This is a genomic window from Microcoleus sp. B5-D4, from assembly GCF_036705145.1.
GTDB lineage: Bacteria > Cyanobacteriota > Cyanobacteriia > Cyanobacteriales > Microcoleaceae > Microcoleus.
The window spans coordinates 15790-39393 of sequence record NZ_JAUBTV010000044.1; the positions used below are offsets into that span (position 1 = coordinate 15790).

General features: G+C 46.8%; 26 protein-coding genes. 13 read left to right on the top strand and 13 right to left on the bottom strand.

Features of this window, described 5'->3' with window-relative positions; all coding sequences use genetic code 11:
• The first annotated feature begins 154 nt into the window (after nucleotides 1-154).
• Nucleotides 155-1243, top strand: coding sequence for a WD40 repeat domain-containing protein (locus QUB10_RS19925; RefSeq protein ID WP_333204861.1), 1089 nt, complete (start codon nucleotides 155-157; stop codon nucleotides 1241-1243).
• 121 nt (nucleotides 1244-1364) lie between these two features.
• A complete protein-coding gene (locus tag QUB10_RS19930) occupies nucleotides 1365-2045 on the top strand; it encodes a CADD family putative folate metabolism protein (RefSeq protein WP_333204863.1) in 681 nt (226 codons plus the stop codon).
• A 224-nt stretch (nucleotides 2046-2269) separates the two neighbouring features.
• Here QUB10_RS19930 and QUB10_RS19935 read toward each other — a convergent pair whose 3' ends face one another.
• On the bottom strand, nucleotides 2270-3109 hold the full coding sequence (locus QUB10_RS19935) for a metal ABC transporter permease (protein WP_333204865.1): 840 nt from the start codon (nucleotides 3107-3109) through the stop codon (nucleotides 2270-2272).
• A gap of 392 nt (nucleotides 3110-3501) precedes the next feature.
• Nucleotides 3502-4221 (bottom strand): metal ABC transporter ATP-binding protein, encoded by a 720-nt coding sequence (locus tag QUB10_RS19940; RefSeq protein ID WP_333204867.1) that lies wholly within the window; start codon nucleotides 4219-4221, stop codon nucleotides 3502-3504.
• A gap of 66 nt (nucleotides 4222-4287) precedes the next feature.
• Between QUB10_RS19940 and QUB10_RS19945 the strand changes: the two genes are divergently transcribed.
• Nucleotides 4288-5388 carry a metal ABC transporter solute-binding protein, Zn/Mn family gene (locus QUB10_RS19945; RefSeq protein WP_333204869.1) on the top strand — a complete coding sequence of 367 codons (1101 nt, stop codon included), beginning with the start codon at nucleotides 4288-4290 and terminating at the stop codon, nucleotides 5386-5388.
• 116 nt (nucleotides 5389-5504) lie between these two features.
• Here QUB10_RS19945 and QUB10_RS19950 read toward each other — a convergent pair whose 3' ends face one another.
• On the bottom strand, nucleotides 5505-5765 hold the full coding sequence (locus tag QUB10_RS19950) for a DUF7219 family protein (protein ID WP_333055966.1): 261 nt from the start codon (nucleotides 5763-5765) through the stop codon (nucleotides 5505-5507).
• Between the two features lie 289 nt (nucleotides 5766-6054).
• Nucleotides 6055-6222: a metallothionein gene (locus QUB10_RS19955; protein ID WP_333081421.1), complete on the bottom strand. Its 168-nt coding sequence runs from the start codon at nucleotides 6220-6222 to the stop codon at nucleotides 6055-6057.
• A gap of 146 nt (nucleotides 6223-6368) precedes the next feature.
• Here QUB10_RS19955 and QUB10_RS19960 point away from each other — a divergent pair, with 146 nt between their 5' ends.
• Nucleotides 6369-6776 carry a metalloregulator ArsR/SmtB family transcription factor gene (locus QUB10_RS19960; protein ID WP_333204871.1) on the top strand — a complete coding sequence of 136 codons (408 nt, stop codon included), beginning with the start codon at nucleotides 6369-6371 and terminating at the stop codon, nucleotides 6774-6776.
• Nucleotides 6777-6941: 165 nt separating this feature from the next.
• On the opposite strand, the gene QUB10_RS19965 is transcribed toward QUB10_RS19960, so the two are convergent.
• From QUB10_RS19965 to QUB10_RS19980, 4 genes are all read right to left on the bottom strand, one after another.
• Entirely contained in the window at nucleotides 6942-7139 is a 198-nt protein-coding gene (locus QUB10_RS19965) for a heavy-metal-associated domain-containing protein (RefSeq protein WP_333204873.1), read from the bottom strand.
• Between the two features lie 287 nt (nucleotides 7140-7426).
• Nucleotides 7427-8278 carry a 3-deoxy-7-phosphoheptulonate synthase gene (aroF, locus tag QUB10_RS19970; RefSeq protein WP_333204875.1) on the bottom strand — a complete coding sequence of 284 codons (852 nt, stop codon included), beginning with the start codon at nucleotides 8276-8278 and terminating at the stop codon, nucleotides 7427-7429.
• 142 nt (nucleotides 8279-8420) lie between these two features.
• Complete coding sequence (locus tag QUB10_RS19975) at nucleotides 8421-8645, bottom strand: hypothetical protein (protein ID WP_333204877.1); 225 nt, start codon at nucleotides 8643-8645, stop codon at nucleotides 8421-8423.
• Between the two features lie 271 nt (nucleotides 8646-8916).
• Nucleotides 8917-9681, bottom strand: coding sequence for a sulfotransferase domain-containing protein (locus tag QUB10_RS19980; RefSeq protein ID WP_333204879.1), 765 nt, complete (start codon nucleotides 9679-9681; stop codon nucleotides 8917-8919).
• A 290-nt stretch (nucleotides 9682-9971) separates the two neighbouring features.
• Here QUB10_RS19980 and QUB10_RS19985 point away from each other — a divergent pair, with 290 nt between their 5' ends.
• Entirely contained in the window at nucleotides 9972-10349 is a 378-nt protein-coding gene (locus QUB10_RS19985) for a hypothetical protein (RefSeq protein WP_333204881.1), read from the top strand.
• A 338-nt stretch (nucleotides 10350-10687) separates the two neighbouring features.
• Here the strand turns inward: QUB10_RS19985 and QUB10_RS19990 are convergent, their stop codons facing one another.
• Nucleotides 10688-10906, bottom strand: a complete 219-nt coding sequence (locus QUB10_RS19990; RefSeq protein WP_333204883.1) for a hypothetical protein — start codon at nucleotides 10904-10906, stop codon at nucleotides 10688-10690.
• A gap of 26 nt (nucleotides 10907-10932) precedes the next feature.
• Between QUB10_RS19990 and hpsA the strand changes: the two genes are divergently transcribed.
• From hpsA to QUB10_RS20015, 5 genes are all read left to right on the top strand, one after another.
• Nucleotides 10933-15954 (top strand): hormogonium polysaccharide biosynthesis protein HpsA, encoded by a 5022-nt coding sequence (gene hpsA, locus QUB10_RS19995; RefSeq protein ID WP_333204885.1) that lies wholly within the window; start codon nucleotides 10933-10935, stop codon nucleotides 15952-15954.
• 2 nt (nucleotides 15955-15956) lie between these two features.
• Nucleotides 15957-16670: a prepilin-type N-terminal cleavage/methylation domain-containing protein gene (locus tag QUB10_RS20000; protein ID WP_333204887.1), complete on the top strand. Its 714-nt coding sequence runs from the start codon at nucleotides 15957-15959 to the stop codon at nucleotides 16668-16670.
• An 88-nt stretch (nucleotides 16671-16758) separates the two neighbouring features.
• Nucleotides 16759-17826: a hormogonium polysaccharide secretion pseudopilin HpsC gene (gene hpsC, locus QUB10_RS20005; protein ID WP_333204889.1), complete on the top strand. Its 1068-nt coding sequence runs from the start codon at nucleotides 16759-16761 to the stop codon at nucleotides 17824-17826.
• Between the two features lie 58 nt (nucleotides 17827-17884).
• Nucleotides 17885-18526 (top strand): type II secretion system protein, encoded by a 642-nt coding sequence (locus QUB10_RS20010; RefSeq protein WP_333204891.1) that lies wholly within the window; start codon nucleotides 17885-17887, stop codon nucleotides 18524-18526.
• Nucleotides 18527-18634: 108 nt separating this feature from the next.
• Nucleotides 18635-18835 carry a hypothetical protein gene (locus QUB10_RS20015; protein WP_333204892.1) on the top strand — a complete coding sequence of 67 codons (201 nt, stop codon included), beginning with the start codon at nucleotides 18635-18637 and terminating at the stop codon, nucleotides 18833-18835.
• Here the strand turns inward: QUB10_RS20015 and QUB10_RS20020 are convergent.
• A complete protein-coding gene (locus QUB10_RS20020) occupies nucleotides 18810-19589 on the bottom strand; it encodes a cobalt-precorrin-6A reductase (protein WP_333204893.1) in 780 nt (259 codons plus the stop codon). The genes QUB10_RS20015 and QUB10_RS20020 overlap by 26 nt on opposite strands.
• Nucleotides 19590-19707: 118 nt before the next feature.
• Between QUB10_RS20020 and QUB10_RS20025 the strand changes: the two genes are divergently transcribed.
• Both QUB10_RS20025 and QUB10_RS20030 read left to right on the top strand, forming a co-directional pair.
• Entirely contained in the window at nucleotides 19708-19947 is a 240-nt protein-coding gene (locus tag QUB10_RS20025) for a hypothetical protein (protein WP_333204895.1), read from the top strand.
• A 35-nt stretch (nucleotides 19948-19982) separates the two neighbouring features.
• Nucleotides 19983-20801: a tetratricopeptide repeat protein gene (locus QUB10_RS20030; RefSeq protein WP_333204897.1), complete on the top strand. Its 819-nt coding sequence runs from the start codon at nucleotides 19983-19985 to the stop codon at nucleotides 20799-20801.
• Between the two features lie 321 nt (nucleotides 20802-21122).
• Here the strand turns inward: QUB10_RS20030 and QUB10_RS20035 are convergent, their stop codons facing one another.
• Nucleotides 21123-21359: a hypothetical protein gene (locus QUB10_RS20035; protein ID WP_333204899.1), complete on the bottom strand. Its 237-nt coding sequence runs from the start codon at nucleotides 21357-21359 to the stop codon at nucleotides 21123-21125.
• A gap of 235 nt (nucleotides 21360-21594) precedes the next feature.
• Nucleotides 21595-22383 carry a TIGR01548 family HAD-type hydrolase gene (locus QUB10_RS20040; RefSeq protein ID WP_333204901.1) on the bottom strand — a complete coding sequence of 263 codons (789 nt, stop codon included), beginning with the start codon at nucleotides 22381-22383 and terminating at the stop codon, nucleotides 21595-21597.
• Between the two features lie 177 nt (nucleotides 22384-22560).
• On the opposite strand from QUB10_RS20040, the gene QUB10_RS20045 reads away from it, so the two are divergent.
• Nucleotides 22561-22872 (top strand): 30S ribosomal protein PSRP-3, encoded by a 312-nt coding sequence (locus QUB10_RS20045; RefSeq protein WP_333037125.1) that lies wholly within the window; start codon nucleotides 22561-22563, stop codon nucleotides 22870-22872.
• Nucleotides 22873-23068: 196 nt separating this feature from the next.
• Here QUB10_RS20045 and QUB10_RS20050 read toward each other — a convergent pair whose 3' ends face one another.
• Nucleotides 23069-23212: a hypothetical protein gene (locus QUB10_RS20050; RefSeq protein ID WP_333204903.1), complete on the bottom strand. Its 144-nt coding sequence runs from the start codon at nucleotides 23210-23212 to the stop codon at nucleotides 23069-23071.
• Nucleotides 23213-23604 lie beyond the last annotated feature (392 nt).

Genomic DNA, 23604 nt, shown 5'->3' on the forward strand with positions numbered 1-23604 from the left:
GAACAGGCAAGATGCCTGTTCCACAAGATGAAAATTCATCTTTTGTGGGAGGGAACAGGCAAGATGCCTGTTCCACAGGAATAAAATTCATCTCTTGTGGAACGGGCATCTTGCCCGTTCTTAAGAAGAGTGCAACATCTCTGATTCAATAAATATGGGTAACAAAAAGACAAATAAAAGTGAACTAAACCTGCAATTTCACGCTAAAGAAATGCTGTCTGACTACGTAACTGCTGTTACTTGGTCGCCTGACGGCGAAACTTTAGCCGTCTGTTCCGCTGCGGGCGAAGTGATGCTGGCGAAAGTAGGGGCAGTTAATGAATTGTCCTTGCAAAGGCTACAAACTGCCACGGGTAAATCAGCCGATTGCTTGTCTTTTTCCCGCGACAGTCAATTCCTAGCTGCTGGCGGACAAGATGGACGGGTGCAAATTTGGCGCGTTAATTCTGGGGAATTAATTGCTGATTTGGACAACCAGCGTGTCTGGGTTGATAAGTTAGCTTGGAGTCCCAACTGCAACCAGTTAGCTTTCAGTATGGGCCGCTACGTTCAAGTCTGGAATGTTGAGGATAATGTTGTTGAAGTAACGCTGAATTTCGAGTCATCATCTATCCTCGATTTAGCATGGCATCCGATGGTTCAATATCTGGCAGTTAGCGGCTATCAAGGTGTCAAAGTTTGGCATGGCGAAGACTGGGACGAAGACCCGGAAATTTTATCAGTACCCTCTGCAACCGGTGCAATTGCTTGGTCGCCACAAGGAGAATATTTAGCTTGTGGCAATATGGACAATACTCTCATTGTTAATGAATGGGGCAATTTTGAACCGTGGGTAATGCAGGGTTTTCCGGGGAAAGTTCGGGAGTTAGCTTGGTCGGATAAAACTAATTCTTTGGGTGCACCTTTGTTAGCTGCTTCGAGTTCTCAAGGTATTTCTGTCTGGGAAAGAGACGCTGATGAAAGTGTCGGTTGGGATTCTTGGGCGTTAGAGGTGCATGAAAATGTGGTAAATGCGATCGCCTTTCAACCTAGCACATTTTTATTAGCTTCCGCCGCCGCAGATGGTCAAGTTTGTTTGTGGGGGGAAGCAGAACAATTGCTGCAAATTCTAGAAGGTGCAGAGGGCGGTTTTTCCTGTCTCGCATGGCATCCCGATGGTCAATTTCTCGTGGCCGGCGGCTGTGGAGGTGAATTGCTGGTTTGGTCAAAGTCTATGCGCGGCCAAGGCTTCGGGCGACGCTAAGTTGGCATAACGGGCGCACCAGTTGAACCAAAACATAAAAATTGAAAACTTGGTCTTGACAAAATGCTAGATTACAATACCATTTTAGTGGCTGCACTATCCTCAAAGGCGATCGACAATTATGACCCAACAGCAATTTCTCGAACAACTCAACACTATTCTCGACCAAAACCACTTGCTGAAACACCCGTTCTACCAAATGTGGAACGAAGGTAAACTCGACCTCGCAATGCTGCAAGAGTACGCCAAAGAATATTATCTGCAAGTCCACAACTTCCCCACCTACGTCAGCGCTACGCACGCCGCCTGTGACGACATCAAAATTCGTCAAATGCTCCTCGAAAACCTGATAGAAGAAGAGAGAGGCGCTGCTAATCACCCTGAACTGTGGCTGCGCTTTGCCGAAGGTTTGGGTTTAGACAGAAATGCCGTTATCGATCACGAACACTTAGAAAAAACCAGCGAATCCGTTCGCATTCTCAAAGACTTAGCGCGCAGCGAATCGCCCGTCACAGGTTTAGCAGCCCTTTACGCTTACGAAGCGCAAATCCCCGAAGTTTCTACAACCAAAATCGCTGGTTTGAAGGAATTTTACGGCATCGATTCCGAAGCTGCTTTGTCTTTCTTTAAAGTTCACGAAAAAGCCGACGAGTTCCACTCGGAAGCTACCCGCGAAGCGCTGTTAGAACTTTGCCAAACTGAAGAAGCAAAACAGGAAGCGCTGTTAGCAACTGAGAAAGCAACTTTTGCTATCAACTTATTGCTTGACGGCGTTTACGAAGCTTATTGTCAAGCTAAGTAAGCTGTACTGCATTTAAATTGCATATTGGGGGCGGGCTAGAAGCCCAACCCCTACTCCCCACAAGAGTCTAAAGAGTCTAATTATTTTTTTAGATGCAATTTAAATGCTGATTAGCTTAACCGTAAAAAACGCATAATTTGTAGGGCGGGTTAGCCTAGTGATTGGGGCGATAGCCAACAATCTCACAACAAAACCCGCTCCTTCCTCACTAACCATTTCGGTACTCATTCTCCTCTCTTTCTTGTCAAAATTCCTTGACTGGGACTGAACAATAAAGCTAGTAAAAATAACCCAAAAACAACTAATACAATGGCGGCCCCCGATGGCATATTCAAATAATAGCTGAGATACATACCAGTCACGCTAGCTATAATCCCAATAATTGCTCCTAATCCCATCATTAAATGTAGCTCTTTTACCAACAAATACGCCGTAATTCCCGGCCCGATTAATAGCGAAATTACTAACAGCGCCCCCACAGTTTGCAAACTCGCAACAATCGTCAGCGTAATCGCCGAAATCATCCCCAAATAAATCCAGTTTACAGGTAAACCGGACGCTTGCGCCCCCAGAGGGTCAAAAGTATAGAATAGCAGTTCTTTGTAAAAGATTTTAACCGTCGCCAAAATTATCAAAGTTATCACCACAGTCTGCTGCACGTCCGTCGGTGCAACTGACAAGATATTCCCGAACAGAAACCCGTCTAAGTCTAATTTTGTTGTCCGCAATAAGCTAATCAAGGTGACGCTAATGGCTAAAAATGTAGATAAAATTAAGGCCATGACTGCATCAATTTTTAGGCGCGATTGCGATTGAATCCACGCCATAATTACCGCGCTGATAATTCCCGATATAAAGGCGCCGATCGAAATATTGAAACCTAAAGAAAAAGCCACCGGCAATCCTGCTAATACTGAATGGGCTATCATGTCAACCATCATTCCCATTTGCTGTACAATTAAGTAGGAGCCGACAACGGCGCAGAGAATTCCTAGCAAAATGCCGACGGCGATCGCATTTCGCATGAACTCGAATTTTAGCGGCTCCATTAGTAGGTTTAACATTGAATTACGTCAATAATAGGATTTTTTCAACCACCTTCAATTGCACAGGCGGGATGCCTGTGCCACACTCAATTGCACAGGCGGGACGCCCGTGCCACTATCAATTGCACAGGCGGGACGCCCGTGCCACAATCCACTTCACAGGCGGGACGCCCGTGCCACTATCAATTAATTGCACAGGCGGGACGCCTGTGCCACTATCAATTAATTGCACAGGGGGGATGCCTGTGCCACTATCAATTGCACAGGCGGGACGCCCGTGCCACTATCAATTGCACAGGCGGGACGCCCGTGCCACTATCAATTGCACAGGCGGGACGCCCGTGCCACAATCCACTTCACAGGCGGGACGCCCGTGCCACTATCAATTTTAAAGATAAATCTTTTTTGGCTTACGCTGAAACTAAACTTAAATCGTATCCATAGGCTTTTTGAATATTGGCTGCGGTGAGCACTTCCCGGCAGGTACCACTTGCAATTAACTGCTTATTTAGCAATAATAAATTGTCGTACTGTTTTAAAGTTTCGCCTAAATCGTGGCTGATTACTAGCAATGTTTTATTTTCTGCTTTGAGTTCTGCAAAAATATCGAAAATAATTTCTTCTGTTGCTTTGTCGATCGCGTTAAATGGCTCGTCGAAAAAAAATAAATCGGCTTGTTGGGCGATCGACCTTGCTAAGAAAATCCGCTGCTGCTGTCCGCCAGACAGTTCGCCAATTTGTCGATCGCGCAAATCCCACATTCCCACCCGCAGCAAAGCGGCTTTGACCAATTCTTGGGACTGCTTCGAGGGCGATCGAAACCAACCAGTCTGGACAGTTCGCGCCATCATCACCGCATTCCACACCGTAATCGGATAATCCCAGTCAATTTGCGATCGCTGCGGCACGTAAGCCACCCGCGACAACTGTTCCTTCAGCAGCCGCCCCTGATATTTGACCAAACCGCGACAGGTGGGTATCAATCCCAGCATCGCTTTCACCATCGTGCTTTTCCCCGCGCCGTTGGGGCCGAACACACCGGTTAATTGTCCGGGATCTAACTGGAAATTCACGCTGTTGAGGGCCGCAATTCCGCGATAATTGACAGCCAAGTCTTGCACTTCTAGCATAATTAGAGATTTTGAGAACGATTCTTGTTCGTAGCTACTAGAATAGGATAACTCGAAAAAGCAATAATGATTATCGTTCCAAAGGTGAAAATGTTAAAGAACTTGGCTGGAAAAACCCGCAGATTGTGGGGTACGGCTGTTTTGGCAATTGGTTGCGGAGTGGTTGCGTGCAGTGGAGCACAGAACGCAAGTAATGGAGTGTCAGAGAGTCCCGCCGCAACTCAAACTCAAGCCAGTCCCGCCGCCAACTTGCCCAAAGTCGTCGCCACGACTGGCGTTATCTGCAACCTAACTAAAGAAATCGCTCAAAGTTCGATCGACACCACCTGTCTAATCAAGCCGGGAGACGACCCTCACGCCTATCAAACCAAGCCGGAAGACCGCAAAGCGATTGAAACGGGCAATCTGATTTTATACGGTGGCTACAACCACGAACCCAGCATCATTAAGTTAATTGAATCTAGTACCAACTCCGCACCCAAAATCGCCGTACACGAACTCGCTGTTCCCAAACCGCTGATGGGCGAACACGAGCACGAACACGGCGAAGAGAAAGGGGAAAACAAATCTCATGCAGAAGGCGAAAAAGTCCCTGACCCTCACGTTTGGCATAACCCTCAAAATGGCATCCGTATGGTAGAAACAATTCGGGATGAATTGATCAAAGTTTCCCCCAACAATGCTCAACTTTTTACAAAAAATGCAGCAAGCTTAACAGATGAGTTGCAAAAAATAGATACTTGGATTAAAGCTCAAATTGCGACTATTCCAGCAGAAAAACGCAAGTTAGTAACCACTCACGATGCTCTGAGTTACTATGCCGATGCTTACGGTTTGGAGATGGCTGGAGCTTTGCAGGGTGTGACGACAGAGGAACAGCCCACCGCAGCAAGAATTGCCGAATTGTCCTCAGAAATTAAGACCGCAGGAGTGCCGACAATTTTTGCTGAAACTACAACTAATCCGAAGTTGATGGAGACTGTGGCGAGGGAGGCAAATGTCAAAATTTGGGACAAGGAACTTTACAGCGACGAGTTGGGCGGCCCCGGCACCGGTGCTGATACATATCAGGGAATGCTGAAAACTAATACTTGCACGATTATTTCTGGCCTCGGTGGCAATTGTAGTTCCTTTTCCGGAGAAACTGCACCAAATCCCAAACCATAGATTTTCTAAAGTTCGCCTACTCGCAAGCACCTTACCTTGGCTGGGTACGCAGCAAAATGCAGCCTTTGCAATCGCAGGGGTTTTCGATTGCAAACGCTGCGTTGGCTGCGATGACTTTAAGGTGAATTTTGCTCCTCGGTACTGGGGGGGTTTTGGCCAATTCCCAATTGCTTCTTAGAGGATTTTAAGTCTTTCCAAAGCATCTTAATATCTTTATAGGCTTTCTCAGCACTAATTTTCCCCCCTGTTTCCAGCGAGCAAATATAAGTTATTTTTTGAGCAAACTCCTGCAAGTTGGCATTAAACGCCAAGTTTTCTGGCGTGAAATCACCGTAGTAGCGATTGCGAGGATGTAAAAAATCTTCCCGCTCTTTCATTGCCCCCTCCTAATTAAACTTTTGGTATTCAACTTTTGGTTCCGTCTCTGCTGTTAATAGCACTATTTGTACTCAGTATCGCGGCGCTAACTTGCTTCTATTGTATTGCGTAAGTAGCAATTGTGCTTTTTCGCTCTGTATTTAGTCTATTAATGCAGTTTTAACCTTAAGTTAGCTTTATCTTAACTTTTCTTTAACCTAAAAGCAAAAAAATTGGGAAATGCGGTGTTCGCATCTCCCTTGAGATATATTTGGCAGTTGGTGATTAACCTTTTTTGAAGCCGAATATTTATTTGTGGCACTCGCAGCCGGTGTGGCCGCAGCCTTGGCCGTTGGGGTGCCCGTCAGCGCAAGCACTGGAACAGTATGTTTTGCCGTCTTTTTCAATGGCTTCGCTGGGGCTGACAACGCACGAACATGAAGGACAGGCACATTTTGTTTGGGTGGCGGTAGTCATTTGAGCTTCTCCTGCTGGATTTGTTTGTCTCTACTAATATCTGAACACATATTCAGATATTAGTCAAGGGAATGTAAAAGTTTTGTTACAAAAGGTGGGTCGATCGCACTAAAATGAAAATGAGAATTAAAACTAGCCGGGAAAAGATGTCACCCAACTCTGCTGTTAATGGAGCGATAAGTCAGACTCACGAACAAAACGATACACCAATGTGCGATCGACCGCACTTAGTTGACAGTGTGCGGGCCGGGGACATCCAAACACAAGTGCTCAACACCGCAAAAGCGCAGCGGATGGCTGAGTTTTTCAGTCTTTTGGGTGATGCGAATCGCCTGCGGCTGCTGTCGGTTTTGGCAAAACAAGAACTGTGCGTGTGTGACTTGGCTGCGGCGTTGAGTATGAGCGAGTCAGCAGTATCGCATCAGTTGCGGGCTTTGCGGGCGATGCGGTTGGTAAGTTACCGCAAGGTTGGGAGACAAGTTTTTTATAGTTTACTCGATCGCCACGTTTTTGAACTTTACCAAGCAGTCGCCGAACACTTAGACGAAGAATAATCTTTTGGGCATTGGGCAGTGGGCATTGGCCAAACAGGGCAGTGGGCAGTGGGCAGTGGGCAGTGGGCATTGCTAATCGATTTAAAATTCTGTAGGGGCGGCTTTTACCAATAATTTCGGTTTAAGATTAATAATCTTGTACACCCGCCCCCACCCAACTCAATATTAATCTTCGACGGTGTGGCCCGTAGCAACAACCGCCTGTGAAATTGACTCTTCAGAAGCTTGAGCCTCAACCGTAACAGTCTTAGCTGCGACATCCACATTGACAGTAGCTTCGGAGTCAACAGTTTTGATGGCTTTGGTAATTGTATCAGCGCAGCCGGAGCAGACGATCGAGGGAACGTTAAGTAGTATTGCCATAATAAAAGCCAAATATTGTAGATGACAGTATTGATTGTGCTTTTATTTTAATCTAATTTCGCTTTCCAAGCAAAAGTGCGCCCGAATAAATTCTGACTCTACCAAAGCCAAGTCCTGCGGCGCCGACTAATGACTAATGACTAATGACTAATGACTGATGACTAAAAAAGCCAAGTCCTGCGGCGCCGACTAATGACTAATGACTAATGACTAATGACTGATGACTAAAAAAGCCAAGTCCTGCGGCGCCGACTAATGACTGATGACTAATAACTAATGACTAATGACTAATGACTAATGACTAATGACTTAATATCGGGTATGCAGCGGCCAACGGCGGTGGCTACAGGCCGCAAACTCGCAACTAAATCTACCATATCTGCCAAAGAAAGAGCTTGCCGCGCGTCAGAAACTGATTTTTCTGGTTGCGGGTGACACTCAATAATTAATCCGTCTGCACCGCAAGCAACCGCTGCTTTGGCTAGTGGTGCGACTAATTCTCGCTTGCCGACGGCGTGAGAAGGGTCTACAATTACTGGCAAATGAGTTAACTGTTTCAGCGCTGCGACTGCACCTAAATCTAATACATTCCGGGTGTAATTGTCGAAGCTGCGGATGCCTCTTTCGCACAGAACTACATGAGGATTTCCGTGACTGAGAATGTATTCGGCGGCCATCACAAATTCTTCGATTGTGGCTGATAAGCCGCGTTTTAGTAGGACTGGTTTTCCGGCTTGACCGATCGCCTTTAGTAACTCGAAGTTTTGCATATTCCGACTGCCTACTTGCAGCATATCAGCATAGGTGACTACTGGCTCGATTTGGGCGATCGACATTACCTCTGTCACGACGGGTAAACCGTAACGCCGGCTGACATCGGCTAAAATTTCGAGTCCCTCAATTCCCATGCCTTGGAAAGAGTAGGGAGAAGTGCGGGGTTTGTAGACTCCGCCTCGCAAAGCTTGCACGGAGGCGGCGGATAGTTGGCGGGCGACTGTTTCCATTTGTGCGGAACTTTCGACGGTACAGGGGCCGCCGATGATTAATAATTCTTGGCCGCCGACTGAGACTGTTTCTGAGAGTTTGACAATTGTTTGGTGTTCTGGATGAGATTTGGTTACGAGTTTGGCTTCTAACATGAGGGTATTTTCCTGGAAATTTAAGTGGGTGGTTGACAACAAAAAACCCGGAACTTTTAGGAGTTCCGGGTTGGTGCGAAAAGACAGCGCGACAATTTACCCAGAACTTTTGTTGGGCCAAAAATAAAAGCTGTTGTACCAGTTACTGAATAATGTCATTGCTGTTTTCGCTTGTACTGGATTGGTTTTTGGGAAAAGAAGTAGAAAAAACAAAACCGCAGGTGTTAATCTGCGGTTCGCCCGGATGTTCACAGTGAATTACCAATTCACTCCGGGCGAACTTGGCTGCACCAAAAATAAAAATAGCTGTTGGCTGTGAACTTGGCTGTGAACATGGGTGAAGTGCTGCGATTTGTGGATTAAACACAATACTATTGGATAAGCTAGCACAGACTGGTAGGAATGTCAAGCTATTTTGAGAAAAAGATTTGTAGGGGCGGGTTCACCAACAATATCTCACAAATACAAACAATCTAAATAAACCCGCCCCCTCCCCACCAATAACCTACATCAACCTTGATTTCATCCCATCATCCAAACGTATAGAGCGATTTACCGTTGGGTGGGGGCGGGTTTACGAGATTGTGGATTATTGACGATTATTGTGGGTGAACCCGCCCCTACAATTCCCGAAATGATTAATCCCAGCCGAAGTCTCGATCGCACATTTCGGCTAGTCTTTGGTTGTGCGATCGAAAATATGCTCTCAATTGCTCGTATATTGTCTCGTTGATGGGCGGATATTGGGTGGCGTTGTATTTTTCGTAGGTTTGTAGTTGGTGCGGCGGCAATTCTAGAAATTCTAAGACGCTGTTGTATGTGCCGAAGGGATTGGTATATAAGTCTTCGCTTTTGAGGATTAAAAGTTGTGATTTGGGAAAAAGTTTCATCCAGGCTGGGAGTTGATCGGCGTAAATGCCGCGGGTTAGATAACTGTGGTGTTGGTGTTCGTAACTGTAGTAGTTTGGGTTGGCTATGAGTTTTTCTATTTCGCCTTGGAGTCTTTCGGGTTCGGAGGCGATCGCACTTTCTAATGATAGGGATTCGTAGCCTATTTTGATATAGTAATAATAGTGGGAGATTGCGCGTTCTACGGGGTTTCTCAGCAGGGCGATTATTTTAACTTTCGGACATAAATCATAAATTCGCTGGGGAACTTGGGGGTGACAGATATAGTAGGGGCTGGCTTCTCCGGTTAGTAGGTTTTCGCCTGTTTGGGGCTGGGGAAATTGGGCATAGTACCAGTCTGGGCTTTTGTCGAATTTTAAGTCGAAGTAATGGATTTCTTTTTGGGCTGCGGGGGCGATTTGGGGATGTTGGATTAAGTAATGGTACAGGGATGTTGTGCCGCCTTTTTGGGCGCCGATGATGATGAAGTCGGGGGGTTTGGGGGGTTGTTTCATGGGTTGTATGTTTTATATTTTGCAGTTGTACTGACAGTGTTTCGGATTTGGCATTTGTACCTATAGTCCGCCGGGGGTTAAAACCCGCGTCTCATAGCGCAAGTCCTTTGAAAAGGACTGAAGATGTATAGCAATCCTTGCATCATTTGCATAATTATTGTAGGGGCAATCCCCCCGTGGTTGCCCGATAGATAGGGGGTAGGCACGGGGGCACTACCCCTACAAATTTATCTGAATCATTTAGGATTGCTATATTTATCTATCTAATATCTTAATATTTGATTAGTCCTATGCAAGAGGACTTTAGCTATGAGACGGGGGTTTTTAACCGCCGGCGGGTTGGGGGGCATTACGGCAATTCGATCGCACTTGGGGGCATTACAGCAATTCGATCGCACTTGGGGGCATTACAGCAATTCGATCGCACTTGGGGGTATTACAGCAATTCGATCGCACTTGGGGGCATTACGGCAATTCGATCGCACTTGGGGGCATTACGGCAATTCGATCGCACTTGGGGGTATTACAGCAATTCGATCGCACTTGGGGGCATTACGAAAATTCGATCGCACTTGGGGGCATTACGAAAATTCGATCGCACTTGGGGGCATTACGAAAATTCGATCGCCCAATTGAGATTTGATCCCACTCATACCAATTTAATGTGAAGTTGCATATATTTCGATCCCCCTCGCATCCCCCTTAAGAAGGGGAGTAGGGGTTGACTTTGAGAAGAATCTTGTCCCCCCCTTAGTAGGGGCGGTGCCCCCGTGCCCGCCCTTGGTTAGGGGGGATCAGATTCTACGGGGCCTCATATAAAATTGGTATCACAGGCTTAACCACAATTCGATCGCCCACTCTACATTCTAGATTCCGGTGGTTGAAACCGAGCCTAGACAAACAATGCCTGCCGGGGCGGGCTGGGAAATACATCGTCTATGATCGTGATCCGTGTTTTTGGGCGATCGAATTCACTCTGGCTCTGACCACTGACATTTCAATTTAACTAGATTAGAGTGGAGTTAGGAATATCTAATTCGTGGGGGGCAAATCTTTCGCTGAAAAATATATTATCGGCGGCGATTTTGGTTGCGGGTTTGTGGGTTTTATTTTTCAGCCAAAGTACAAATTTAAATTTGTGCAAGAGGCTGATATGCAGGTTGTGGAAAATGGGAACAATAAAGATGGGATTGTACTGTCGAGCAGTAATTACCAGCAATACCATCTCTGAAATTATTCAGGAAGGCGTCAATGTTTAAGAGCAAATTATCCAAAATTATCGTATCCCTGCTGCGGCGGATTGCTGGTGTTACCAGATCCGGTGCCAAGCGGCTGATGAGAGCAATGCTGCAAACCCTGATGGCTATGGGCCGGAGGGCGAGACTGCCGGTGGCGGGGTTTGTGCTGCCGACGGTGACGATGGTGTTGCTGGTAGTGATATTGTTGACAGTGGCGATCACGCTGCGATCGTTCGATCGGGCTAATACGGCGCGTAACGTGCGCGTGAACCAGCAGGTGCTGGCGGCCGCGACTCCCGCGCTCGATCGGGCGAAAGCGAAAATTCAGTTTATGCTGCAGGAAGACCCGCAAAGACCGACAGCTACTCCCTCCGACAATGAAATGTACCGGATGATGTCGGCTACTGCTTCAGCTCAGGATATTTATACATTCGGTGGTGAAGATCGGCTGACAGTTAAGTATGACCTCGACGGGAATGGTACAGTCGCTCCCTTTGACTCTACGAAGCTCCCAGATGCGGAAAAAGACGAACAGATAAATACTGCATGGAGATATGCGGTTGATACCGACAACAACGGCAAGTTTGACACTTTTACACTTTATGGTATTTTCTTCCGCAGTCCAGAGCGCAAAACGACTTCGCCAGATGCAGGGAGTTTTATCAGAGCAAGACAGCCTTTAGAGGCAAGAACTCCACCGATGACCGGGAAGATAGCAGATCCCAGGTGTGCTGCAGCGGCTGGTACTAGCGCTAGTTTGGTAGGCGATTCTGGCTGGTATAAATCGGAAGGCAGGCTGAAAAAAAGCTTCTTTGTTTACACAGTTAATTTACCCATCACGAAGACGGGCATAGCGGGGCTGGATACTACAAAATATGAAGAGTTTAAAGGAACTCCAAGCTTTTCGGCTCTAGAGTACCAGCAAGACCAAAATCGGATTCCCCTCAGTAATAATGCGGTTGTTTATGAAGATGACTTAGAACTATCTGCTGGGGTTGATTTTAGTATAAACGGGCGGATATTTACCAATAGCAATTTTTTCGCAACCACACGCGCGAACTTAAAATTATTTCAAGTCAGCAGCCCCAATTCTTGTTTTTATGAGCAAGAAAACAGCAAGATAATTGTTAGTGGCAATGTAGTTAATGCTGGGGTTGTCACTCCCGCTAAAGATGTGAGCGTGGATCTTTTTACACTAGGTGGACAGCCAACTACAAAAACACTTAGCGCATCCACTACCACCGATAAATTAGACGTACTTTACAACAACCAAGGTTACTCCGAGCGCCTCTCAAATCTAGTAGACTCATGGATTGCCAGCACTACTCCGACTCCTCCAGCCTTAAATAGCTATACATATCCAATAGCAGCAGATCCATTCTCAGTCCAGCAACTTACAAAAGGGCCCGATTTTGTCACTAGCCGCAGACGAGCGCTGGAGGGTTACTTTAAAGCAAGAATGCGGAAAGTGCCTTTTAAAGAAGACACCACTGTAACTCCCTCAACTGTCATACAGGGTACTGGGGATACTCTGGGCCCTATAACTGAGTGGAACCTGCTTAATAAACCACCGGCGGAAACTGCGATTAGCGGAAGTCTTGCAGGGCCCAGTGGTATCCAACTGGTTAATCTACCAGCAGTAAACCCCACTTTAGAACCTACCAATGAAAAACTTCTGGGCGATCGCATCCAAGTAGGCAACAACTTACCACAGCAGCGGTGGGACGAGACCAGTACACCGCCCAAATTTATCGGGTTAGAACCGCCACAAACAATTGTCGGGTTCTGGCAAGATGAAAACGGGGCCGACACTACAGAAGTACGTACTCGCACCCCTCGCGTGACGGAACTCGCTGACGTGGGATCGACAGACCGCGGGGGATTCTGGGAACTAGCAGCCGCCCAAGCACCTGAAACACCAGTTGATGGCGTTGGGGGTCTACGGGTAGTCACAGGGGGCGGGGTTTACGAACGTGTGGATTCTTTTCTACCCCCGCCTGGATGGGACAATCCGACAACAACTGCGGTAGAAGCATCAGCGACATACGACGATCCGGCCACTACAGGAATTACAGAAACATACCCTATTGTCTGGCCGGACACTATGCCTATGTCGCCTGTACTCGGAGTGCAAAAAGTTTATAACAATGGGACTGCTGATACTGTTGCACCTGCGAACAGTTGGGCGCTGCCTACTATTCCATTTCCTGCCACTTCAGCAGCGCTACCAGCAGGGGGTAGTACCATTGACCCCAACACACGCAAGTATGCCAAAGGCGATTTGCGGATGCGAGCAACAGCAGTTTATCACTATGCAGATAATGCCTACGATCCTACTAAACCCGATCGTCAAACCCCCATTGCCTGCATCAGCAGTTATTACGACCCCAGTACCTCTTCAACAGCGAGAAACTTCGGTACAACCCTTCCAGATGTCAGCGGCGATTTCCTACCGGGAACGACTACGCGAGCAGGGACGCGCGACGCTCTAATCGGCTCAAACAACGGGGTAGTTTACGGCCCTCCTACTGCTACTACGCCAAGACCCGCTGCTTCTGTAAAAGATGCAACCACCGGCTTACTGGGAGGCGCGAGCCCAACTGAACTAGAGAAGCAAGCAAATTACGTTTTCCCTAACGGTCGCTTTGCCAATGAGCCTTTAAGAAATGCTTTGCTGAAGGCTCCAGCTAGTCGAACCTTGGCGGATAACGCAGCCATTGACGCTACAATGTGCGCCTTTGGCATTTTGGTTACGCCCGGTTTCACCTTGGATGCTAAGCCTGTTCCTGCTATTCCTGACGGCGCGATCAAGGAAGTGGCATTTTTGGATGCGCGAAACATTAAGGCCATAGACCGCAACGACTCAGCTACCAATGTTGACGAAACCTTTACCCTCAGCAGTCCCCTAACAGGAAATCAAAAAGCCAAATTATCAGGAAAATACGACCTCGCCCTGGAAGAACGGCAACCCCTAGAAATTCGGGCTACTGTCTTGGATATAGGCGAATTGCGGAAGACAATTACAAAGAACATTGCCACAGGGCCCTCACCAGAGTATTTGCTGCCCAACAGTGGCATCATTTATGCCACTAGAGACGATGCGCTAGCCGATCGCAGCGAGCGAAAAGAAACCAGCGCAGGTTCAGGCGTTTTTGATGAAGATAAAAGCAAAACCGTTAGTCCCACAGACTCTCGCCTCGACCCTACCCGCCGTCCGAACGGGATTATGCTAATCAATGGAGAAAAGCTGTTCCGGGGGGGCGCTACCCCTGCAGGAGTTACTACTGTGGAAGACGTGGTAAAAGAAAAAGGCTTAACCCTGGTATCAAATTTGCCAGTTTATATCAAAGGAGAGTTTAACAAACACACCCAACAAGAGTTTACAGACGGTGCGGGTACTGGCTTCTATGCTCGCAGTAACCTCAATGAAAGCTTTGCCTGTCGTCAAGGCGACCCGCGGCTTCGTAATTGTACGGGTGATTACTGGCGACCCGCAACGGTGCTGGGGGATGCTGTCACCATACTTTCTGGCACTTTCCGTGAAGGCTTCCGCAATGAGGGAGATTTTGATCTGAGAAATAATGCAGGCGGGGCGACATTTGGTACTTCTACTATTGCCAGTCTACCAGCTCCTCAGCCTGCTACTCAGCTTCGCCGCAATCAAGGATTTTACAACAATAACTTTGTCACCAATGGACTCAGTAGCGGAGTATTTGATACTACTGGTGTTCTTAATGGGGGCGGCACAAGACTGACGGACACTAGCTACCGGACTATTAATGGTAATGGTCTAAATAGTTCTTACTTCAATAACTTTGTAACGCCTATCCAGCGACGCGGGGATTATCCAGAGTATTTAATGGAAGTCTGCCCAAAGCTGCCTGTTTCGGCCTGTACGGAAAATGATTGGTATGTCGATCCAGGTGCTGCACTAAAAACAGATGCGATGCCTACAACTTTCGCTGCGGCTACTCATAAAGCAGGAACAACTGCTAGGCCTCCGGCTACAGAATTGCAACGCTTTCCCCGTCGAGTTGCTTTTAAAAGGACTGCGAGTAATGATTTAGATGGTACTCCAACTAACACTAAAGTAACAGCTTTAGGACTTAATGGTAACACAATTTCAGACTATGACAGCTCTACCGCCCCGCCACCTCCGCAGCCTAACTCTCTCTGGTTTGCCTCGGCAACGGCTAGTACCCCCCCTCTAGATTTCGGTAGTGCACAGCCCCCGTTTTTTCTCAACGCGGCCACAGCTTTAAATGCGTCAAGTAAGTTTCAATTTATAGATGGGGACGTAGCACCAGCAACAATCACATCAAATCTAAAGCAGCAGCCGCTATTAATGCCGGTGTTGCAAATTCATGCAACAAATAGTGTTCCAACAGCAGGCGTACTACAAGAAGGTCAAATCGTCGAACTAACGAAGTGGCTGCTACCAACACCTGCATCTCCGAACATTCAAGAATTCAATCTAATAGTTGGGTCAGGAGACGTTCCTTCACGGAAAATACCAAATACCACTACAGGTGAGTTTAATGGCGGTCTGCAAAACTTGCCCCGCTTCATTGAAAACTGGAGAGATGGCGCAGTTACTACCAAAATTATAGGTTCATTCATTCAGTTAAATCGCAGTGCCTATAGTACCGCACCCTTCTTGTCGCGGTTAGGGAATTCTCTTCCTCGCAGTGCTTTCTGTCCGACGACAGTTGCGAGCTGTACTCTGGCTACTCGGTGGTATCCCGATAGTTACAAGACTTCTAACGGTAGCGGTTCAATTCCTTTCTTCAGTCCGCCCGGTCGGAATTGGGGCTTTGATGTCGGCCTATTATCTCAAGCACCCGACTTGTTTACCCAACGGTTTACGGCTCCTAGCACAAAGACTACACCGGCGGAATTTTTCAGAGAAGTACCTCGCAATGATGACTGGGTACAAAGTTTGATGTGTGCTTTCGATAAGACGGGGACAACACCAGTTGTCAGTAGCGATTTGCGCCCAACTAATTCATTCTGCAAACTCAAAGCAGGTGCCTAACCATGAATAAACTACTAAAAGACAACAGCTACTCACAACCCTTGTTATTCAAGGGGGCAAAGACTAAAACAGAATTCGTCGGTCAGCAGGCCGAGAGTAAATCTGACATTTGTGCCCCAAAATCGAAGTCACGAGATAGTGGCTACACGATTATTGAGTCGTTGGTAGCGATGATTGTAGTTTCCGTCCTGATGATTGCGATCGCCCCCGTGATGGCCTTCTCAGTAGCAACTCGCGTCCAAGCGCGGCGGACGGAACTGGCCACCCAGGCGGCTACAGCTTATATCAACGCTCTCAGAACAGGTGCTATAAAACCCGGTGTAGCAGGATCGGGTTTCCCAATACAGGCACCTGCAGGTGATTTGGCGGGTGCACGAGTTCCTACCGTCGGCGAGACATACTGCGTTGACATGGATGGAGGAGGTTGTTCCCCCAGTAGCAACAAAGACTTTCGCGTTCAGGGCGCTTGGCTAAATAAAGATACATCTATTACTGGTGGCGATCCCACCTCAAAAGGATACCAGCTCTTAGTCCGGGTTTACAGGGCTGATTCCTTTGATGGCACTGTAACTTTGAAGGCTCCAAAGAATGCGAAAAAGCAATCTGTTGTGGGTTCAGGTTTGGGCGATCGGACAATGCCAGTAGTAGAAATGTCTACAGAGATTCCCGCTACCGGAAATCCTTCGTATAAGTCAATCTTGGAGCGCCTCAAATAAACACCATAAACTACTGTATGCCCATAATTACAGTGAGTGTTATTAGATGAAAATCCCTCCCAACGACTCGCCAAAGGAAACAGTCAAAATGAAAACTTTACTCAGGTTGCTTCTCAAAACTCAGCACCAGCGAAACCGCTCAGGGCCAGAACAAACAGAAAAGGGCATGACTCTGGTCGAGCTATTAGTCGGAGCAATTATGGCGTTTTTAATCATCACGCCGATGCTCGGTTTTGTAGTCGATATGCTGAATACCGACAGGAGGGAACAAGTCAAGTCCAACACCGAGCAAGACCTTCAGGCCGCAGTTGATTTCATAGCCCAAGATTTGAGCCAAGCTATTTATATTTACGACAATATAGATATCAATGGAGGAACCCGCGGCAGCGTTACAGTTACTGGCATTAAAAGTCAACTTCCTGCTGCTACCGATGCCACTAAAATTCCGATCCTGGTATTCTGGAAGCGGCAACAAATTAAAACTTCTGTTCCTATTAACTCTGGCACGATCCCAAAAAACTGCGACGCTACTAAATGCAACGACACCTATGTATTGTCATTAGTTGCCTACTACCAGTTTAAAGACAATGACCCTACTTGGTGTCAGCCTTCAGGAGGCAATTGTCCTACCCGTATTGCTCGCTATGAAATTAGGGATGGAGTAAGAAAACCTGACCCGGTTGCGGGAGATACTAATCTTCCTTACTACAACAAGGCTGATACAGACGAAGATACTCAACAACCAGATCCAGCTTTTAATAAAGATTTTGACTTTACTAAACCTACCCAAAATGTGACACTTACGGGGGGGCTGACAAATGCTACATCTGGGGCAACCAAGCCAGAGGTACTGGTTAACTACATAGACCACGGTTCAGGGTCGATATTGACTCCATGCACGACTGCTCTTGGTAATCCTACCGATCCAAAAACTTCAACAGCAATCGGAGAAGGCACTCTAAAAGTAACTGATACAGAAGGTAGAAATAGCTTCTACGCTTGTGTAGATACAGCGAGAAACATAGCCAGAGTTACGCTCAGAGGAAATAGCCTGCGTCGCCTTGAACCTAGTAATGTTCTTTCCAGCGCCAACAATTCGGCATATTTCCCAACCGCAACCGTTCAAGTACAAGGTTTCGGTGCGGTAGGAAAATAAGTTAGGCCTGAAACACATTTCCGAATCGCCGCCCGCCGATAAACAATAGGAGATTACCATGAAAACCCCACCAATATTATTAAAACTTTTGCATAAGTGTGCTGCCAAGCCCAGCCCTAATTTCAACAAAACTGCATCCAGAAAAGATGATGGAGGATTCACGCTTCTAGAAGTGCTCGTGATAGCGTTAATCGTAGGTATATTAAGCTCGATCGCCGCTCCCGGTTGGCTGGGATTCATCAACAGACAAAGAGTTCGCACTGTGAACGATCGAGTCCTCCAAACCTTGCGAACCGTACAAAGCGAAGCCAAGCGAACTAAGAGCGATAGAGTAATTACATTCTCTAATATTACTACTGCTCCTTTTGACCCACCAACAGCTACTATTAACACAGCTCCACCCCAAACTTCTCCCCTACAAACAGTGACTTTCAATGGTGGAGGCGAAATTAAACAAGGACAGGTTAAGCTTTCTGCTGCTAGCTGTCCTCCCAATGCCCAGTGCACGGCTGCTACCTCACTTACTTTTAATTATAACGGTGTAGTCGATCCACAGACTTCAACCAATCCCACATTACCTCTTGTGGTAACAGTTGCTCCTGCCGGTGGCGGTACAAAGCAGTGTGCGATCGTGGAAACTCTGCTAGGAGGAATGCGAACTGCTGAAGGAAATGATTGCAGGACTGTACCCTCGTTTTAAATAAATTTAGTTTTAATACATAACATCAATTCCGCCTAAGTGCAGAATTGCTAAAATCTATTAACTTAAATTATTTCATATTTCAAATCAAATTAAAAAAGTCAAAATATGCAGCTAGAACTAAAACAAATAATCATCCAGCCAGGAACTCAACTATTACTAAAAGACATCACCTGGCCGATGTTTGAAACCCTACTAACAGAATTGGGAGAAAGTCGCGCATCCCGACTTTCCTACAGCAAAAGAACATTAGAAATCATGGTTCCGCTAATCGAACACCAAGTTACCAAAGTCCTGATAACTGCTTAACTAACCAAGCGATCGCCCCTTCAACATCAGCAACCTGCTCAACATCCGCAATCGGCGGCCGCTGCACCATCACCACCGGAATTCCCAGTTCCCTAGCCGCCACAATTTTCGCATAAGTAGCACCGCCCCCGCTGTTTTTACTAACAATCGTATCAATCTGATATTCTAATAACAATTGGCGCTCATCTTCCAAAGAAAAAGGCCCCCTTGCTAACAACAATTTACCATTAGGAATAGGAGTATTGAGTGCCGGAGGATCGATCGCCCGCATCAAAAACCAAATAGCATCCAAACCAGCAAAAGCAGCCAATTCCTGCCTACCAATAGTCAGAAACACCCGCTGAGACTGCCCTAATAAAGCCTTTGCAGCCTCCGAGTGGCCCGCAACTTCAATCCAGCGATCGCCCTCCACCCTCTCCCAAGCAGGACGCACCAGCATCAAATAGGGCACATTACACTCAGCAGCAGCAACAGCAGCATTAGCAGAAATCTGAGCCGCAAACGGATGAGTAGCATCGATTAAGAAGTCGATCGGGCGATCGTCTCCTAGGGCTCCGCTAACGAGCAAAAACGCCGCCAGCCCAGCCGCCCCACCAAACCCGCCAATTCGCACCGTACCCGTTTTTGGGGTAAAAGGCTCTTGAGTGCGTCCTGCTAGCGAAGAAACCACCTCTATATCAGCAATTTGAGACGCTCTTGCCGCCAATTCAGCAGCATCCCCCGTCCCGCCCAAAATTAGCAACCGTTTTTTCACCAAATTATCCTTACCAACTACACAAACTGGCGGTTAAAACTCACATCTTGCACCCTTCTCGCTTAACAGGCAAGATGCCTGTTCCACAAGAAAATTCACTCTTTGTGGAACAGGCATCTTGCCTGTTCCTAAACAAGTAATTGAGAATAGTGCAACATCTCATATTATGTCCGGTCGATTCTCGCTTAACAGGCAAGATGCCTGTTCCACAAGAAAATTCACTCTTTGTGGAACAGGCATCTTGCCTGTTCCTAAACAAGTAATTGAGAATAGTGCAACATCTCATATTATGTCCGGTCGATTCTCGTCGCCGAGACTTTTCAAACATCTTCTAACCAACGCCCGCAAATTCGGTTAATAATATGCTAAGTAAAGTTTAAACGACCAACAACGATGATTCGCTCACTTTTGACATTTTTTACAGTATTAATTGTAACCGGGTTAGTATGGTTGGGAAATATCGCCCCCGTAGCCGCACAAGTACAACCAACAGATATCACCGATCCTCAACAGGAATTGGGAGAACTCGTTCAAAAAGCTTTTGAAGCTACAAATGAAGGCAAATTTCCCGCCGCAGAAACTTTTTGGACTCAAATCATTGACAAATTTCCCTCACAAGCCGCCGCTTGGAGCAACCGAGGCAACTCTAGAGTCAGCCAAAACAAACTACAAGCCGCTATTACCGACTACGAAAGAGCGATCGAACTAGCACCTGACGCCCCCGATCCCTACCTAAACCGCGGCACCGCCCTAGAAGGTTTAGGACGCTGGGAAGAGGCGATCGCCGACTACAATCATGTACTAGAATTAGACTCCCAAGATCCAGCCGCCTACAACAACCGAGGCAACGCCGAAGCAGGTTTAGGAAAATGGGAACAAGCAATAGCCGACTACAGCAAAGCCTTTGAACTAGCCCCCGAATACGCCTTTGCCCGTGCCAACCACGCCCTCGCACTTTATCAAAACGGGCAAACCAAAGAAGCAATTCGCAACATGAAAAACATCGTCCGCAGATACCCCCAATTTGCCGACATGAGAGCCGCCCTCAGCGCCTGTCTTTGGGAAACAGGAAATCGCGGCGAAGCTGAGAGCAATTGGGTAGCAGCCATCGGCCTCGACTCCCGCTACAAAGACCTCGATTGGGTTGCCAATAACCGCCGCTGGCCACCACTTGCAGTCAGTGCATTAGACAAATTCTTGCACTTGAAATAATCTCAAAACACCCATGAAAAATTGCGAGCATCCCCATAATTGTGGCGTATAATTCCTAAAAGGGATGCTCCAAAGAATTGCCAAATTTCATCCTAATACCAATTTTAAAAAAGAATGCAACAGTATTCTTGTTCCCCCCCTTGGCAAGGGGGGGCTAGGGGGGGTCGAAGAGTGTTGCACGATTTTAGAGAAATGGTATAAGCTAGCAGTAAATAAACTCTTGAAAAACAATCATAATTATTCCTCCTTCTTTCTTCTTTCTTTCTTCTTTCTTTCCTCAATATTCACCAGTACACCACTCGTTGCCAAACTTCTTTATTCTCAAAACTCGTATTCAACTTCTCCAGAAACAATCCTATCTGTCACCAATATTCTGTATAGTTCCAGTTCTTCAACAGTAACTTTTCCGTCCGCCCAAATCGTTCTCTTGATGTCTTCCATTTCTTGCTTAGATATCTTGCCGTTAGCAACAGCTCGCTCGATTTGGACTTGGAGCTTTTCTAGTTGCCGAGTTTCTTCCGGCGTAGGTTGTTTAGCACTCGATCGCGAAACTAACATAGTTGCTTTCTCCTAGAGTTTGACCTCTACTCTGTACTAAGCCGCAGCAGCAGATATTGTCAACTCAAAGATGCAAAAATTGACAAATAAATGTAACAAAACTACATTTACTTGTCAATAGAATAAGCTGCCAAATTTTTTAACAAAATTACATTTGTTTGTCATTGGTTATTGATTATTAGTTAACTGACAACTGACAACTAACAACTGACAACTGACAACTGACAACTGACAACTAACAACTGACTAATTCCCAAATCCGCGCAGCCGTCAACTCCTCCACATTCCTAAAAACCGCTGCTGCACCAGCATTTTTCAGCACCGCAGCATAAGCCTCGCAGCGCTCAGCATCATCCAAAACATGAGGCGGCAAAATTCCAGCCCCCAGCCAAACCCGATTTGGTTGCACTTCCCGCGCCTTCACAACCGTGTAAATATCGGCAACAGTATCTCCCGCGTAAATCACGGGCAAATTTTTTTCTAAACCCTGCAGGTTTTCCAACTGTTCAATTGCCGCGAAAAGTCCAGCCGGATCGGGTTTTCCCGGTGCATCTTCCATCGCCACCAACACCGGGGAATTTAAACTCAGTTTCCCTGACAAAACATAAGCAGCTTCATCCCGCATCGCCCCGCTAAAAAAGCCCCAAACAATGCCCCCAACCGTTAAATTTTCCAGGTAAGCCGGACTTAACAACAGCGGTTCGTCACAAATATAACCAGTCCAATTTTTCTCATCAGGCCCGCGATAGCGACTTTGGAAAAAAGCCACTAATTCATCATAGTTGAGAGCGAGTTCGTTTCTCGATCGCCCAATCCCCTCAAAATAACGGCAAACTAACTCGAAAGACGCCTGCCAGTCATTATTCCACACACCCTCAGACTTCAGAGAGTCGATATCGAGAGAATTCGGGCGAAAAGCACCCGCCGTGAAATGTTCCACCGCATCCGCAATCGCCCGCCGGTAGGAACCGGACACATCCCGCACCACACCGTCAATGTCGAAGACTAAAATAACTCTGTTCACAGCTTAACTATCCTTGTACCTAGGGGGGGTGAGAACCCAAATTTTATCTGTTCCCAGCCCCTGATTGGCGCTAAAACCAGCCGCGCCACAAAACTTTTCATGGCCGATGACCAATTATCGAACAGAGTGTGCTACGCTTAGCGATTGTAGAAATTTTTAACAAGTTCGATCGGAACCCTGGAGGTTTGCTTGTCCAAGTTCATCTTAAAAGTTCTCTGGCTAGAAGAGAATGTTGCCCTCGCCGTTGACCAAGTTGTCGGCAAAGGAACTAGCCCGCTGACATCCTACTTTTTCTGGCCTCGCAAAGATGCCTGGGAAGACCTCAAAAACGAACTCGAAGCCAAACACTGGATTGCTGATAACGATCGCGTCGAAATCCTCAACCAAGCCACAGAAGTCATCAACTACTGGCAAGAGGAAGGCAGACGGCGCCCAATGACTGAAGCTCAGTCAAGATTCCCCCTAGTGACTTTTACCGGCAGCAACTAAGCCCCGCTTTTAGTTGCTACCCATATACATTGCCTGTTATGGCTGACGAGGGGAAGGAGAGAGGGGAGAAGGCGAGAGGATTTGACGCTTTTTCCACCTCGCCGTGCAACATACAATTTAAATGCGCTACAGCTTATATTGATAATAAATCCGATTTTGAAACCTAATCGGGTTTTCGGCTAGGTCGATTAGAGATTTATTGAAAATAAAGCTCTAAAATCGGCGTTTTTTTGATAATTAATACTGACGCGAAAAGTGATTTGACGCGCTGCTTATAGCTTGTTATGAACAGGCAAGATGCCTGTTCCACAAGAAAATTCCCTCTTTGTGGAACAGGCATCTTGCCTGTTATTGAAAAGGGTGCAAGATGTGAGTTATAACTGAGATGTTGCACCCTTTTCAATCAGCCTTTTGAACGGGCAAGATGCCCGTTCCACAAGAAGAAAATCTACTCTTTGTGGAACAGGCAAGATGCCTGTTCCACAAGAAGAAAATCTACTCTTTGTGGAACAGGCATCTTGCCTGTTATTGAAAAGGGTGCAAGATGTGAGTTATAACTGAGATGTACCCTTTTCAATAAGCCTTTTGAACGGGCAAGATGCCCGTTCCACAAGAAGAAAATCTACTCTTTGTGGAACAGGCAAGATGCCCGTTCCACAAGAAGAAAATCTACTCTTTGTGGAACAGGCATCTTGCCTGTTCTAGGAAAGGGTGCAAGATGTGAGTTATAAC